Here is a 15,293-nt window from a genome sequence, read left to right as displayed (position 1 = left end):
CCCAAGCGTTAAGGGGCATTCTTCCGGTTGGCGGGATTGTGGTCCGTACTGAAGTGCGGGTCAGGTACGGACTGTTGCGGCGTGCTCCCGATGTGTGGCCGTGCGCCCGTGTGTGCGCTCTTCTCCGGCCATCGGGGGAGCGGTTCCATGGATCGTGCGTGGGTCGGCCCGCTGTACTGGATCCAGTGGGCTGGGGGACACCGCCGCCTACATCCCCGCGGGCGGCGGACCGGTCCGGGAGGCGAACTCCGCCTCCCGGACTGTGCGCTCACCCTGCGATGGGCAGGGCATGTACGGAGCGTGTGCAAGGCTGTCCCCGCGTCGGCGATTTGGCCGAAAACCGACCCCCTGTTCTGCGGGCGATTACCCCTCCTACCATGGGACTTGAGGGCGCATCCGGTGTTTTTGGGGAGCATATAGGGGGCGCATTCGCGTCGCAGATTCCCTCTCCCGTGCGGTTGTTCGGGTGATTCCGGGTATCTCCACTCAGGCGCGTTTCCCGAGGACAAGCGGTCCCACCGCCCCTCTGGGGTGCGTCCTTCATGGCAGCATGGTGAACCGGTTCGTGCGGTGCACTGGTTGTCCACAGCCTGTGGAGGCGTCGATGCGGTGGTTGGTGGGATGGAGCAGCACCGCCGCGGGCGCCGTTGAGCCCGGTTCGGCCGGCGCCACCGGACACGAGGGCGAGACCCTGCACCCCGTGGGCTCCCAACTCCTGTGGGGCGACCCCGATCCGCTGTGGGCGGTCGGCGACTGGCGCCCGGACGAGGTGCGGGTGGTGAAGGCCGACGCCCAGAACCGGATCGCTGTCCTCGGCACCTGCGGGGCGACGGACGAGGAGCTCCGGGTCGGGCTGTTCGCCGCGCGCGGAGGGGCACTTCGGCATCTGACGGCCTGGCCGGGCAGCTACACGGCCGTCGTCCAGGTCGGCCGCCGGATCATGGTCTGCGGCGATCTCGCGGGGGCGCGCCCCGTGTTCTACACCCCCTGGGCGGGCGGCACGGCCTATGCGACCGCCGCGCTGCCCCTGGCCGACCTCATCGAGGCCAACCTCGACTTCGGGCACCTCGCCGCGCTGCTGGCCGCCCCCGACGTACCCGCCGCGCTGCACGACTCCACCCCGTACGACGGCGTACGGCGGATTCCGCCGGGGCATGCGCTGATCCTGCGCGCCGGGGCGCGCGAGATCGCCGGGTACGAACCGGTCGCCTCCCTCGCCGTCGCGGCGCCCTCGACCGACCCCGACCGCGCCGTGGACGCGGTGCGCGACGCCCTGATCGAGGCCGTACGCGCGCGTCTGTCCGCGCCCCGGCATGTACCCGGCGCCGACATCGACCCCGGGCCGGTGCCCGGGATGGGGCCCGCCGAGCGGCGTGCCGCGCGCGGGATGCCGGTTCCGGGGATCGGCGCGGATCTGTCCGGGGGGCCCGCCTCGGGCACGCTGGCGCTGCTGGCGGCCGGGCTGCCGGGGATGCCGGGGACGGTGCTCGGGCACGGTACGGGGGCGGGGGAGCGGCTGCTGGCCGTGACCTTCAACGACCTGACCGTGGGCGGTCGGGAGGCCGAGCTGGAGCGGGCGGGTGCGCTGGCGGCCAATCCCCGGCTGCACCACGTGGTGGTGACCGGGGGCGAGGAGACGCTGCCGTACGCCGACCTGGACGGGCCGTTGACGGACGAGCCCGGTCCTTGTCTGGTGACGGCGGCCCGGCATCGTGCCCGGCTCGCGGCCGGAAGCGCGGACCACTTCACCGGGTACGGCGCCCGGCAGGTCCTGGACGCGCATCCGGCGCGCCTCGCCGACCTGCTGATGGACCGCAAGCGGCGCCATCTGGTGCGACCGGTCGCCGCGCTGGCCAAGGCCGACGGGGGCTCTGTACTCGTTCCCGCGCGCGTGTACGGCGCGGCCCGGCGGCTGGCCCGTACGCCCTACCGGACGGGGCTGGAGGTCCTCGCCGAGCGTCTTCTGCATCGTCGCTTCGACGAGCCCGGAGGTGCCGTGGGGGCGTCCCTCGCCGCGCTCACCTGGGGCAGACCGGGGCCGGCCGCCCGCTGGCTGACCGGTGAGGCCCTCGCTGAAGTATCGGTTCTCCTGCAAGGCGCGACGAATCGTTCGGGCGTGGGTCCGGGGCAGCGTCCCGGTGACTACCGCGCGCGTGCCGCACTCGCCCGTCAGGCCACGGATCTACGGGTCCTGGAGCAGGCCGCCGAGATCCGTTTCCAGCGGCTGCACGCGCCGTTCCTCGACAACCAGGTGGTCCGCGCCTGCCGCACGCTTCCCGAGGCGCTGCGGGTACGGCCCGGTGCGCGGGCGGCGATCCTCCGTACGGTGCTGGAGGGCGCGGGGGTCATGGATCTTCCGCCGGGGTGGGGCGCCCCTTCCCATGCGTCCTCTGCGGCCGCCGCGCGCACGGGACTGCGGGTTTCCGCGGAGACTCTGATGTCCCTCTTCGGCACGCCCCTCCTGGCCGAGGCCGGGCTGGTCGAGGCCCGTGTCGTCCGTAAGGCCCTGAGGGCGGCCGCCGAGGGTGAGCCGTTGCCCCTGGACGGCCTGGCCGACCTGGTCTCCCTGGAGCTCTGGCTTCGTCGTCTGCTTGCCCGAAGGGGGACCTGCTGGACCGGGACGCCGGCACGTGCGCGTGCGGTGCCGGCGGGGATCGCTCCGCAGGGGCGGGCGCTGGGGGCGGGGGCTGCGGCCCGGCGGGGGTGATGGTTTTGTGCCTCCCGGCGGGGGGTGGCGGCTTGTGGGGGGTGTCTGTAGCGCCTGCGGGTGGGGGTCGGGGACGTGGCGGGGGTGTCCGTCCTCGGAACGGCGCGGAATCGGTCAATTACCAACTCACCCGTGTTGACGCGCCAACCGCTGCGGGCGGACACCCCGCCACGTCCCCTTGCCGCCGTACGCGGCTGGCGGTCACACCGGGGGCTTTGACCGGCCCGGGGCTGCGAATTCTGTGTTCCTCGCAGTCGGGGCGGTGACAATGGGCCGGTGCGGTACAGAATTCTGGGCAGTGCCCTTGCGGAGGACGGTGACGGCGGGGCCGTGGCCGTCGGCGGCCCGCGTCTGCGCGCCCTGCTGACCGCCCTCGCTCTGCATCCCGGTCGCATCGTCACGCCGGACACGCTGATCGACGAGGTGTGGGCGGCCGACCCGCCCCTGGATGCCCCGGCGGCCCTTCAGGCTCTCGTCGGGCGTCTCCGTCGTGCCGTCGGCAAGGACGCCGTCACCTCGCACCCCGGCGGCTACCGCCTCACGGCGACGCAGGACGACGTCGATCTGTTTGTGTTCGAAGGCCTCGTGCGACAGGGCACGGCTGCGCTCGATGAAGGTGATCCGACCACCGCGGCCCGGGACTTCGACGACGCGCTCGCCTTGTGGCGCGGTCCCGCACTCGCCGATCTGGCGGACCGGACCGCTGCCGCCCGTCCGGAGGCTTTGCGTCTGGAGGCGACCCGGGCCCGGGCCGAGGCGCGGCTGCGGCTCGGGCGTGCTCAGGACGTCGTACCGGAGCTGAAGGAACTGACTGCGGCGTTTCCGTACGACGAGCCGCTGCATGCCCTTCTCATCCGTGCCCTGCGTGACACCGGCCGGTCTGCGGACGCCCTGGCTGCGTACGAGGCCGCGCGCCGCGCTCTCGCGGACGGCCTCGGTACCGATCCGGGGCTGGAACTCCGGGCCCTGCACCAGGCGTTGTTGGAGCGGCCGGGGGCTTCTTCGGCGGCGCCCCAGCTTCGCAACGGCAACCTCCGTCCACGGCTTACCTCTTTCGTGGGGCGGGAACCCGAAATCGACGCTGTTCGTTCCGAATTGCACAGGGCCCGACTGGTCACGCTCACCGGACCGGGCGGCTCTGGGAAGACCCGCCTCGCCGAGGAAGCCGCCGCCGGGCTGCCGCAGGCGTGGCTGGTCGAGCTGGCCCCGCTCGACCGGCCGGAGGCGGTGCCGGGCGCGGTGGTCAGTGCGCTCGGTCTGCGCGAGACCGTGCTGATGACCACCGAGCTGACGGCCCAGCAGGACGACCCGGTCGCCCTGCTCATAGAGCACTGCGCCCCGCGCAGCCAGCTCCTGATCCTTGACAACTGCGAACATGTCATCGGCGCTGCCGCCGCCCTCGCCGAGACACTGCTCACCCGCTGCCCGGGGCTCACGATCCTCGCCACCAGCCGTGAACCCCTGGGTGTACCCGGTGAGTCGGTGCGCCCGGTCGAGCCCCTCGTCCCCGACCAGGCGAGCCGCCTCTTCGCGGAGCGCGCGGCCGCCGTCCGTCCCGACGCGGCCGCCGTGCTCCGGGACACGGCGGCGGTGACGGAGATCTGCCGCCGTCTCGACGGGTTGCCGCTCGCCATCGAGCTGGCCGCCGCCCGGCTGCGGCTGCTCACCCCCCGGCAGATCGCCGACCGGCTCGATGACCGCTTCCGCCTCCTCACCTCCGGCAGCCGCACGGTCCTGCCCCGCCAGCAGACCCTGCGCGCGGTCGTCGACTGGTCCTGGGAGCTGCTCGACGAGGGGGAGCGGACGGTACTGCGTGAGGTGTCTGTCTTCGCCGGTGGTTGGGACCTCGCGGCGGCGGAGGCCGTGTGCACCGGTCCGGTCGCGGATCTTCTCGGGGCGCTCGTCGACAAGTCCCTGATAGTGGCGGCCCCTTGCAGGCGAGACGGCAGCGACGGCATGCGGTATCGCATGCTCGAGACGATCCATGAGTACGCCGTCGAGCGTGCCGCCGAGGTCCCCGGGGCGCGCCTGGCCGCCGAGCGCCGGCACCGCGCGTGGGTGCGCGCCCTGGTGGAGGAGGCCGAGCCCCTGCTCCACTCCGCCGGTCAACTCCCTTGGATCTCCCGCCTGGAGACGGAGCTGGACAACATCCGCGCGGCTCTCGATCGTGCCCTCACGGCCGGGGACGAGGCGGAGGCCGGTGCCATCGCCCTCGCCATGGGCTGGTTCTGCTGGCTGCGCAACTACCGCCGTGAGGCCGTGGAGTGGATCGACCGGGTTCTGCGCCTCGGCACGGCCCTGGATGCCGTGGGCAGCGGCGATCCGGTGGCTCGGGCCGGCCATGGGCCCGGTGTCCGCGCGGTGGGTGGCGTCGCTTCGTCCCTCGGCTCGCCCGACCCGATCGATGCCTACCTCGCCGCCGCTGACGGGGAGTCCGGCCATCCGCTGCACGCCCGGCGGATGGAGCTCAGGATGCTGGCCCTCTTCTTGACGGCCGAGATCGAGCCGCCGCCCGCGCCGGAGGATCTGCGGTACCGGACGTACATCGCGCGTGTGCGGGCCTTCTTCGAGCCGGGCGGTCCGGCAGCTGCCCGCATGCCCGGCCTGGCGTGGCCCCTGATCAACTTCTATCTGCGGGACTCGACGGGCGCCCGCGGCATGATGGACCGGGCGGTCGCCAACTGCCGTACGTACGGCGGCGACTGGGAGCTCGCCGTCCTTCTGATGTTCCGTGCGCACATGGTCATCGACGTGTCCGGCCGGCTCGAGGGTGTGGACGACGACCTCGCGGAACTACAGGAGCTCAGCCAGAGCATCGGAGACCGCTGGATCAGGGCCCAGGTGTGCAGCGCGCGCGCCGAAGCGGCCATGGCACGCAGCCGTTTCGAGGACGCCGAGAAGGAGTACGCCGAAGCCCTGCGGCTGGCCTACGAGGTGGGCGCCTACACCGAGTCGCCGTTCCTCCTGGCCCGGCTCGCCGAGATCGCCTACCGCTCGGGCGATCGCGCCGCCGCCCTGGTCTCGCTGGACGAGGCGAGCGCCGCCGCCGACCGGTACGCAGTGGTGGACGCCCGGGCGTTCCTCCTGATGCTGCGGGCCCACATGGCTCTGGACGTGGACGATGTCGCACGCGCGCGTGAGTTGTGCGACGCGGCCGGCGTGGAGTCGGCGTCCGGCACCCCGCCGCCCCAGTTCCGGGTGGGGCTGAAGGGGCTCGACGCGTCGATCACGGCCGCCGAGTCCGGCCCGGAGCACGGACTGCCGATCCTCGCGGACGCGGTGCGCCAGGCGGTGGAATGGCGCTGCGCCGAATGGATCACGGCAGAGCTCGCCGAAAACGCGGCACGGCTCGTGTCCGCACTCGGCGACCACGCCCGCGCCGTCCGCCTGTTCGCCGCCGCCGAGGACTGGAGGGAGGGCCACCTTCGCCCACTGCCCGGGCGCACGGTGGCCGAGCGAACCGAGGCCGTCGCCCGTACCGCTCTGGGCTCCGCCCGGTACGCGGCCGAGCGCACCAGAGGCGCCGCCCTCACCCCCGCGGACGCGCAGGGCGAACTCGTCGAAGCGGTGCGCAGCCACCCCGCCGGACAGGCCCGCTGAGCCCTACGAACAGGCGAACTTCGACTGCGCCCAGTCCGCGAGCATCAGGTTGTCGAGGACACTGTGCGGCTCGACCACCAGCCTTACGGTCTTGCGGCCGGTGAGGTCGACATGGACGGGGACCGCCTGGTCGCGGCCGCCGATCAGGCCGGACTTCCACAGCTGGACCCCGTCGGCGTAGACGGAGAAGTGGACCTTGCCGAGCCCCAGCGTCATGTCGTCGACGCCGACCCGCGCGTCGTAGGAGGTGCACTCGCGGTTGAGGTCGATGGTGACGGAGGACCTGCCGTGCACGGTCACGCCGTGCGCGTACCGCTGGCCGGCGATCGAGATGCCGTACCGCTGCCACACCCAGCTGCTCTCGGCGATCCGCATCTCCGGCCCGGTGCCGTCGCCGCTGACGTCGTAGGCCAGCTCGCTCCACTGGTAGTCGACCGGAGGCGGTGGGGGCTCCGGGGTCGGGGTGGGCGTGGGCGTCGGGCTCGGTGGAGGCGTCGGGGCGGGGCTCGGGGGCGGGGTCCGGGGCGGCGTAGGTGTGGGCGTGGGTGTCGGCGTCGGAGTGGGGGTCGGCGTCGGCTTGGGCGCGACCACCGGCTGCTTCGGCGCGGGTCCCTGCTTCGGGGGCGCCGGCGTCTCCTTCGCGGGCGGCACCGCCGGCGAGGACGCGGGCGGCTTGGCCACCGGTTCCTTGAGCGGATCCTCGTCGCCGATCAGCGCGAGCGCCACCGCGGCGACGGCCACCGCGACCACACCGGCCGCGATACCGGCCTTGATCGGCGCGCCCAGCCCCTCGGAGGCGACCGCACCGCCACCGCCGCCCGCCCCGCCGGACGAACTGCCGCTCGCCGCAGCGGCCGCACCCGCGGCACCCGCCGCTCCCGCGCCCGTGCCGCCGGCGATGAGCGCGGCCACCTTGGCGTATCCGGCGGCGCCGAACCAACCGATGACCGCGACCGGTACGACGGCGGGGATACCGCCGGCGACTTCCTTGATCTGGCCCGCGGCCAGCCGGCACTTGGCGCACTCCTCCAGGTGTTTGCGCAGGCCCCGTTCGGCCCGGGTGCGCAGACCGCCGCGGGCATAGGCGCCGAGCCGGTCGGCATGGCGGGCGCACTCCTCGTCGGTGGCGAGGGTGGCGCTGACGTGGGCCTGGAGGTAGGCCTGCTTGAGGCCCTCGCGGGCGCGGCTGGCGAGCACGCGCGTGCCGTTGGCGTCCAGCCCGAAGAGGGTGGCTACATCGCTCGGCGACTCGTCCTCGACCTCGGTGTGCCACAGCACGGCCTGCCACCGCTCCGGCAGCGACCGGAAGGCCTGCATCGCCATGGACTGCTCGGCCTCGTGCATCGCGCGCACATCGGCGCCCAGGTCGAGTGTGTCGTCGTCCGACACCTCGGACACCCGCGCGGCCTGGTCGGCGAACACCGCGAAGTCGTCGACCAGTTGCTCCCGCTTCGCCGACTTCGTCCAGTTCGCGGCGACCCGGCGGACGGTGGTGAGGAGATACGCGCGTACGGCGTGCTCAGGACCGGAACCCCCGCGCACGGCCTGGAGCATCCGGGCGAAGACCTCGGCGGTGAGGTCGTCCGCGGTGTGGGCGTCCCGGCAGCAGGTGCGCGCGTACCGGCGCACCGCGTCCGCATGGCGCCGGTACAGAGCCTCGTACGCCGTGTCGTCGCCCGAGCGCATCCGCTCGATCAGATCGGCATCGGACGGCGGCAGGTCGATCGGTGGCGGCAGGGCGTCGTCCTCACGCCGCTCGTCCGCACGCCGGTTGCGCTGCGCCGGCACGCCGCCTTCCACGGGATCGCCGGCCGGCGGCACGTCCGCACGTCCGCCCTGGCTCGGTACCTGCGGCGACGTCAGCCCACCGGGCTCCGCCTCGCCGTCACCGAGTGACCCGTCCCGCCCGTCAACACCCATCGCGGAAAGCCCCCGCCGCCTGCCCTACCCGTCCCGACACCCGGTCAGAGTGCCATATTGGCTTTTGTTCAGGACCCGGCAGTGCAGACCTTCCACTCGTCCGTGGCGACTTGTCGCGATGCAGTACTAGCCGTCACTCGTACGGGGAAGGGTCAATTGGCGTTCGTGGGGTAGGAGTTGAGCTTCCCGCCCGAAATGCGCAGAACGTTCGGGATCGCGATCGCAGCGGAGAGGCCGGGCAGCACTTGAAGCGGAGGGCCCGGGCAGCACTCGAAGCGGGGGCGGCACACCACCCCCGCCTGGCGTCGCCACTTCGGCCGGCAGGCCACCCGCACTCACACGGCGGGTCACCCGCACTCACACCGGCCGCGACCGCAAGCCCTCCAGCAGGATGTCCAGCAGCCGTGCCGAAGCCGCCGCCTGCTGCGCCGCATCCGGCAACGAGGGCGCTGCCGTCGCGATCACCAGCAGTACGTCCGACACCGACACATCGGCTCGCAGCTCGCCCGCCGTGCGCGCCCGGTCCACGAGTTGGCCCACGACCTCGAGCAGCGCCGCGGCACCCGCGTCGTCCGCGGCGATCACCGACGTCTCCTCCGGGACCAGCCGCAGCTCTCCGGCTCCCGGCTGGGTGCGCTGCTGCGGCACCCGGGCCTCTTCGACTCCGGAGCCCTCGTCGGCGACCCCGACGCGCAGCACCTGCGGCGGCAGCAGCCGCCCGGCCCCGGACGCCACCGACGTCCGCAGGAAGCGCGACAGCGCCGACCAGGGCTCGTCCTCCTGACCGAGCGCCGCACGTGCCTGGTCGGTCAGCCGGGAGGTCTCCTCCTCGGCTATCCGCCGGACCAGGACGTCCTTGCTCGGGAAGCGCCGGTACACCGTGCCGACACCGACCCGTGCGCGCCGCGCCACGTCCTCCATCGGCGCGCCGTATCCCAGCTCGCCGAAGACCTCGCGCGCCGCACGCAGTACGTGCTCAAGATTGCGCTGTGCATCCACGCGCAGCGGTGTCGCCCGCCCACCGTCCGCACGTCCGTTGCCCGTCGCCATGCCGATCGCACCACCGGGCGCGACAGCGGACGCGGACGACCAATGATTGTCCTGAATATGCATACGTGTTCCCCCGGTTAATGACGTCTCCCCCCGGAGACTCTCCCCGCCATTGGACGCCGGGGCATTGGGAACAAACCCGGATCACGGGCCCGCCCTGTCGGCCGGCCCGAAGGCGCATCCCCCTACACCCCGTCGACACACGAACATAGTTGAGCGGGGGTCAATTCAGAAGGGGCAGGTTCCGCACGGAGCGCCCCCCGATCGGAGTACGGGCCGTATACGTCCTGATTCCGCCCCCTCCTCCCACCCGACTCACGCCGCTGACCTGCGAACTTTTCCCGCACTCCGGCAATTCGGCCAACTAGGGGCGTCCCCGGCGTGCGGTCACACAAATTGTCGAGCCTGTGGACAAACGCAAGCGTCGGGTGCGTCATGGGATGGTGAAGGAACGTGCGCGCATTCTCGTTGTCGGCGGCGGCTACGTCGGGATGTACACGGCCCTGCGCCTCCAGCAGAAGCTGAAACGGGAACTGAGGCAGGGCGAGGCCGGGATCACAGTCGTCACTCCCGACCCGTACATGACGTACCAGCCGTTCCTCCCCGAAGCGGCCGCGGGCAACATCTCCCCCCGCCATGTCGTCGTACCGCTGCGCCGCGTCCTCGACCAGTGCCACATCATCATCGGCGAGGCCACGGCCATCGACCACGCCAAACGCACCGCGACGCTCACCACCCTCGCCACCGAGGAGGAGGGCGCGGGCGCACAGCAGCTGTCGTACGACGAACTGGTCCTCGCGCCCGGCTCGATCTCGCGCACGCTCCCGATCCCCGGCCTCGCCGACCACGGCATCGGATTCAAGACGGTCGAGGAAGCCATCGGCCTGCGCAACCACGTCATCGAGCAGATGGACATCGCCTCCTCCACCCGCGACCCCGCGATCCGCGACGCGGCCCTCACCTTCGTCTTCGTAGGGGGCGGCTACGCCGGAGTCGAGGCGCTCGGCGAGCTGGAGGACATGGCCCGCTACGCCGCGCGGTACTACCACAACATCAAGCCCGAGGACATGAAGTGGATCCTCGTCGAGGCCTCGGACCGCATCCTGCCCGAGGTCGGCGAGGAGATGGGCCGCTACACGGTCACCGAACTGCGCCGCCGTAACATCCAGGTGCTCCTGGAGACCCGCCTCGACTCCTGCGAGGACCGGATCGCCGTACTCAGCGACGGACAGCGCTTCCCGACCCGTACGGTCGTCTGGACGGCCGGCGTCAAACCCCACCCGATCCTCGCCGCCACCGACCTCCCGCTGAACGGCCGCGGACGCCTGAAGGCCACCGCCGAGCTGACGATCGAGGGCACCACGCACGCGTGGGCAGCGGGCGATGCGGCCGCCGTCCCCGATGTCACCGCCGACGAACCCGGCAAGGAATGCGCCCCCAACGCCCAGCACGCCCTGCGCCAGGCCAAGGTTCTCGGCGACAACATCGCGCATTCACTGCGCGGTGAGCCGCTGGAGACGTACGCGCACAAATATGCGGGCTCGGTCGCCTCCCTGGGACTGCACAAAGGCGTCGCACAAGTCTACGGACGCAAGCTGAAGGGCTACTCTGCCTGGTTCATGCACCGCGTCTACCACCTCAGCAGGGTGCCGACCTTCAACCGCAAGGCCCGTGTACTGGCCGAGTGGACGCTGTCGGGGCTCTTCAAGCGGGAGATCGTCTCCCTCGGATCACTCGAACATCCCCGAGCGGAGTTCGAACTCGCGGCCGGTGGAAAGCCTTCAGACGACCCGAAGGGGTCGACCTGACCGGACTCAGGAACTCCTCCGGCCGGACCGGCGTCTGACGGATGTCGGCCCGGGCGGCCACCCTGCCAGACTGGTCCCCGCCCCCACGGACGAGCACCTGCTCGCCCTTCGAACCCACGAGGCTCACCCACAGTGCTGCAACCCCGGGGTGCCACCCCCCAGACCCCCGGCCGGGTCCGGAGCTGGCCGAAGACGACGACACGAGGCAAGGATTCGTGAACTTCACGCGCTGGAGCGCCCGGCTCCCCGGAACGCAGCGCCGCGCCGCAGCGCGGACCGATCACGCGGTCCCACCGGACCGGCGGGGCGAGAGCTCGGTGCCCGCCGCCCGAGGCGAACAGCTCACCGACGAGGCGCTGTCCGCGCCCGCCGTCGACGAACTGCCGGTCCGCGAGGTCCTCGACCGCGTCCCGGCCCTCGTCGCCCTCATCCACGGCCCCGACCACCGCCTCGCGTACGTCAACGACGCCTATGTGACCGCCTTCGGCCTGCGCCCCCTCGGCGACCCGGCCCGAGAGGCCCTCCCGGAACTCGACGAACTCGGCCTGTTCCCGCTCCTCGACCAGGTCCTGCGAAGCCGCAAGCCACGCACGGTCAAGTCCCGCAAGGCCCCCGACGGCCGCTGCTACACCTTCACCTGCACCCCGGTGACGGACACGGAGGACGGCGGCGTACTGATCTTCGCGACCGACGTCACCGACCACGCCGAGGCCGCCGAACGCCTCCGCGCCAGCGAACGCCGCCAGCGCGAAACCGCCGTCACCCTCCAGCGCTCCCTCCTGCCCCAGGTCCTCGAACAGCCCGACGACCTGCGCATCGCCGCTACCTACCAACCCGGCGGCACGGAGGCCGCGGTCGGCGGCGACTGGTACGACGTGATCACACTCGGCGGCGGCCGCACCGCCCTGGTCATCGGCGACGTCATGGGCAGAGGCGTCCGGGCGGCCGCGGTGATGGGCCAACTCCGTACGGCGGTCCGCGCGTACGCCCGCCTCGACCTGCCCCCGCACGAGGTGCTCCAGCTCCTCGACGGCCTGGCGACCGAGATCGACGCCAACCAGATCGCCACCTGCGTGTACGCCGTCCACGACCCGAACGAAGGGCGGCTGGTGTACGCCTCGGCTGGCCACCTGCCGATCCTGGTCCGGGACGAGAACGGCCAGGTGGTCCGCGCGGACGAGCCCACAGGCCCGCCCCTGGGGACGGGCGGCTGGATCCATGCGTCGGGCACGGTCGCCCTGAGCCCGGGTTCGACGGCGGTCCTCTACACGGACGGCCTGGTGGAGCGCCGTAACGAAGATCTGGACGAGGGAATCGCGAGCCTCGAGCGCGCCCTCGCCGGCGCGACCGGCACGCCCCAGGTGGTCTGCGACCGCCTGGTCCGCACGGCAGGCGTCACGGCCGACCACGACGACGACGTGGCGGTCCTGGTCCTCCAGCACCCCGCCCGCACGGGCCCCGACGGCGAGCTCTTCCGCAATGCCGCCCTGGAACTCCTCGGCGGCGTCGAGGCGGCTCCACGCGCGCGTGCGTTCGCCTCCGGCGTCCTGACCAGCTGGCGTTTCCCGCCCGACCTGCACGACCTGGGCGTCCTGGCGACCAGCGAACTGGTCGCCAACTCCCTCCAGCACGGCACCCCGCCCATGCGTCTCCGCCTCCGCCGCACCGACCGCCGCCTGATCATCGAGGTGACGGACGGCGACGATCACCTCCCCAGACGCCGCCGCGCGGAACCGGGCGACGAGTCGGGCCGAGGCATCGCGATCGTGGCCACCATCGCCTCGAGCTGGGGCTCACGCAGAACCCCCGGCGGCGGCAAGGCGGTGTGGTGCGAGTTCGTGCTCCCGAAGAGCTGACGCGGGCCCCGCACCTCAGGCTTCAGCAGACACCGACCCCACCGGTGCCCCACCTCGCACGACAACCCGGCTCTTCTCCAGCCACGGCCGATCCTGTACATCCGTCAGCTGCCGCCCCAACCGCACGGCGAGGTAGGTGATCCCCAGCGAGAACAGCAGGAACGTCACGATGTACGGCGCGTGCAGCGAGGCCCCCATGGGCCCGCCCACCGCAGGTCCGACAGCCAGCGCCAACTGCTTGACCAGCGCGAAAGCGGAGTTGTACTGGCCCGCCAGCCCCTTCGGCGCAAGATCGGCCACCAGCGGGGCCACCGTCGGCGACAACATCGCCTCACCCAGCCCGAACAGCGCGTACGTCGAGATGAAGGCAGCCGTCGCCATGGCCTGACTGCCCTGCCCCAGCCCCGCGTACCCGGCCGCTATCCACGCGACGGCCCAGATGAGCCCGACGCCCGCGATCACCCGCGACCGCCTCCGCCGCTCCACGAACCTCAGTACGACGAACTGCGCCACCACGATCATCCCGGTGTTCGCGGCGAGCGCGGTCCCGAGCGCGGACGTCGAGATCCCGGCCGCCTCGACCCCGTACGCACTGAGCCCCGACTCGAACTGTCCGTAGCAGGCGAAGAACAGCACAAAGCCCAGCACGCACAGCTGCACCATGGCCCGGTTGGACGTCAACTGCTTCCAGCTGCTCTTGGCAGAACCGACCGGAGCGTCCCCGATCCCCGGCGAGTGCGGCATCCGCACGGTCACCATCACCACGACCAGCGACAGGAACATCGCCGCCTCGATCGCGAACAGCAGCGTGAAGGAGCTGACGCGCGTGGCGTCGACGAGATGACCGCCGATGAGGCCACCGACGCCCAGTCCCAGGTTCTGGAGAAAGAACTGCGTCGCGAACGCCCGCGACCGAGTCTCCGCCGACGAGCAGTCCACGATCATCGTCGCAAGCGCCGGCTGCATCACGGCCTGTCCCGCACCGAGGGCGGCCGCCGACAGCAACACGGTCGTGGCGTTGCTCGCGAGCCCGAGGCTCAGCGCGCCGATCGCGGCAGTGACCAGGGCGGTGAGCAGCACCGGCAGCGGGCCCCGTCGGACGATGGCCCGTCCGGCGAACGGCAGCACGATCAGCGCGGCCACGGCGAAGACGGCGAGTACAAGACCCGCCGTCATGGCTCCCAGCTCCCGTACCTGCGCCACATAGACGTACAGGTAGGGGACGGTGAAGCCGAGCCCGAACGCGCTGAGTGCGTTACCCACATGAATCCGGCGCATCGCTGCGCCCATCGCCCTGGTCACGTTCACCTCTCTCAGTAGTTAGGAGTGAAGACTTCAAGTCTAAACTTCGAAGCTAAAGAGTACATGCCGAAGGACTTCAACGCCAAGCGCGACCGTGCGATACTCCGACGATGGGTGACACCACAGGCACCGGCGTCAGCGAACCGACGCTCGAAGAGCAGATCGCCGCCTACCAACGCGAGTTCCGGGACCTCGACCCCCAGGTCGAGAAGATCGTCTCGGCACTGTCCCGCCTGAACCGCCGTATGAACGTCGCCTACGGCCGCCAGACCTCCGCCCTCGGCATCAGCAACGCCGAGTGGGAGGTCCTCAAGGCCCTCGTCCTCTCCGGCGCTCCCTACCGGATGGGCCCCGGCGACCTCGCCAAGCGACTCGGCCTCACTCCGGCCGCGATGACCCACCGAATCGACCGCATGGTCACCGAGGGTCTGGTCACCCGCGAGCGCGACGAGTCCAACCGCGTCCGCGTCATCGTGGAGCTGACCGCCGAGGGGCGCGCGAAGTGGCTGGAGGCGATGCGCCTCGCGTCCGTCTTCGAGGAGGAACTGCTCCAGGATCTGTCCCCGGATGAGCGCATGACACTCGGCGAGGTCCTCACCCGCCTCCTGCGCAGGGTGGAACACGCCCAGCCGGACGCCGGCGGCCGCCTCACGGACCTCGATTAAAGATCTTGACAGGGGACGCTTGACAGCCCCCCGCCCGATCCGTAAAGTTCTCCGGGTTGCCGCGGAGCCGTAACGGTTCTTCGACAGCAACTCCCGCCGCGCAAGCGGCAACCAAACCTCAGCACGACCTCCCAACCGGGTCGAATTCGGCATGCCCGAATTCAATTCGAATCGGGACTCGACAGCCCCGATCGGCTCGATTGGGAATCGCCGAGAGGATCCGCTAAGGTTTGAGACGTCGGAACGGCCCAACGGCCGGGAAGACAAACCCCGCTGACTGGGGGTCAGGCCGAGAAAAGGATCTGATAGAGTCGGAAACGCAAGACCGAAGGGAAGCGCCCGGAGGAAAGCCGCGAGAGAGTCTCTCGGGTGAGTACAAAGGAAG

Annotated in this window: 8 protein-coding genes; 5 read left to right on the top strand and 3 right to left on the bottom strand. The window is 71.6% G+C overall.

Annotation, left to right across the window (positions count from 1 at the left end):
- Positions 1-604 precede the first annotated feature (604 nt).
- Both ACIHFB_RS42590 and ACIHFB_RS42585 read left to right on the top strand, forming a co-directional pair.
- Complete coding sequence (locus tag ACIHFB_RS42590) at positions 605-2,707, top strand: asparagine synthase-related protein (RefSeq protein WP_400129686.1); 2,103 nt, start codon at positions 605-607, stop codon at positions 2,705-2,707.
- A gap of 276 nt (positions 2,708-2,983) precedes the next feature.
- Positions 2,984-6,307: a BTAD domain-containing putative transcriptional regulator gene (locus ACIHFB_RS42585; protein ID WP_400129685.1), complete on the top strand. Its 3,324-nt coding sequence runs from the start codon at positions 2,984-2,986 to the stop codon at positions 6,305-6,307.
- Between the two features lie 3 nt (positions 6,308-6,310).
- Here ACIHFB_RS42585 and ACIHFB_RS42580 read toward each other — a convergent pair whose 3' ends face one another.
- Positions 6,311-8,227 carry a sigma-70 family RNA polymerase sigma factor gene (locus ACIHFB_RS42580; RefSeq protein WP_400129684.1) on the bottom strand — a complete coding sequence of 639 codons (1,917 nt, stop codon included), beginning with the start codon at positions 8,225-8,227 and terminating at the stop codon, positions 6,311-6,313.
- A gap of 357 nt (positions 8,228-8,584) precedes the next feature.
- On the bottom strand, positions 8,585-9,340 hold the full coding sequence (locus tag ACIHFB_RS42575; protein WP_365288109.1) for a helix-turn-helix domain-containing protein: 756 nt from the start codon (positions 9,338-9,340) through the stop codon (positions 8,585-8,587).
- A gap of 377 nt (positions 9,341-9,717) precedes the next feature.
- Here ACIHFB_RS42575 and ACIHFB_RS42570 point away from each other — a divergent pair, with 377 nt between their 5' ends.
- Both ACIHFB_RS42570 and ACIHFB_RS42565 read left to right on the top strand, forming a co-directional pair.
- Positions 9,718-11,085: an NAD(P)/FAD-dependent oxidoreductase gene (locus ACIHFB_RS42570; protein WP_400129683.1), complete on the top strand. Its 1,368-nt coding sequence runs from the start codon at positions 9,718-9,720 to the stop codon at positions 11,083-11,085.
- A 215-nt stretch (positions 11,086-11,300) separates the two neighbouring features.
- A complete protein-coding gene (locus ACIHFB_RS42565) occupies positions 11,301-12,941 on the top strand; it encodes a SpoIIE family protein phosphatase (protein WP_365288105.1) in 1,641 nt (546 codons plus the stop codon).
- A gap of 15 nt (positions 12,942-12,956) precedes the next feature.
- Here the strand turns inward: ACIHFB_RS42565 and ACIHFB_RS42560 are convergent, their stop codons facing one another.
- A complete protein-coding gene (locus ACIHFB_RS42560; protein ID WP_400129729.1) occupies positions 12,957-14,231 on the bottom strand; it encodes an MFS transporter in 1,275 nt (424 codons plus the stop codon).
- A 122-nt stretch (positions 14,232-14,353) separates the two neighbouring features.
- On the opposite strand from ACIHFB_RS42560, the gene ACIHFB_RS42555 reads away from it, so the two are divergent.
- The gene (locus ACIHFB_RS42555; RefSeq protein ID WP_365288103.1) at positions 14,354-14,908 is read left to right on the top strand and encodes a MarR family transcriptional regulator; all 555 of its coding nucleotides are present in this window, start codon (positions 14,354-14,356) and stop codon (positions 14,906-14,908) included.
- Positions 14,909-15,293: the final 385 nt, after the last annotated feature.

The organism is Streptomyces sp. NPDC051963 (assembly GCF_044593495.1).
Taxonomy (GTDB): Bacteria; Actinomycetota; Actinomycetes; order Streptomycetales; family Streptomycetaceae; genus Streptomyces.
The sequence above is the reverse complement of the archived record's forward strand: the minus strand, read 5'-3'. Positions and strand labels throughout refer to the sequence as shown.

Bases quoted from the DNA above. Each gene is read 5' to 3' on its own strand.
- ACIHFB_RS42575 (WP_365288109.1), bottom strand. From the start codon at position 9,340: ATGCATATTCAGGACAATCATTGGTCGTCCGCGTCCGCTGTCGCGCCC.
- ACIHFB_RS42580 (WP_400129684.1), bottom strand. From the start codon at position 8,227: ATGGGTGTTGACGGGCGGGACGGGTCACTCGGTGACGGCGAGGCGGAG.
- ACIHFB_RS42560 (WP_400129729.1), bottom strand. From the start codon at position 14,231: ATGGGCGCAGCGATGCGCCGGATTCATGTGGGTAACGCACTCAGCGCG.
- ACIHFB_RS42590 (WP_400129686.1), top strand. From the start codon at position 605: ATGCGGTGGTTGGTGGGATGGAGCAGCACCGCCGCGGGCGCCGTTGAG.
- ACIHFB_RS42570 (WP_400129683.1), top strand. From the start codon at position 9,718: ATGGTGAAGGAACGTGCGCGCATTCTCGTTGTCGGCGGCGGCTACGTC.
- ACIHFB_RS42555 (WP_365288103.1), top strand. From the start codon at position 14,354: ATGGGTGACACCACAGGCACCGGCGTCAGCGAACCGACGCTCGAAGAG.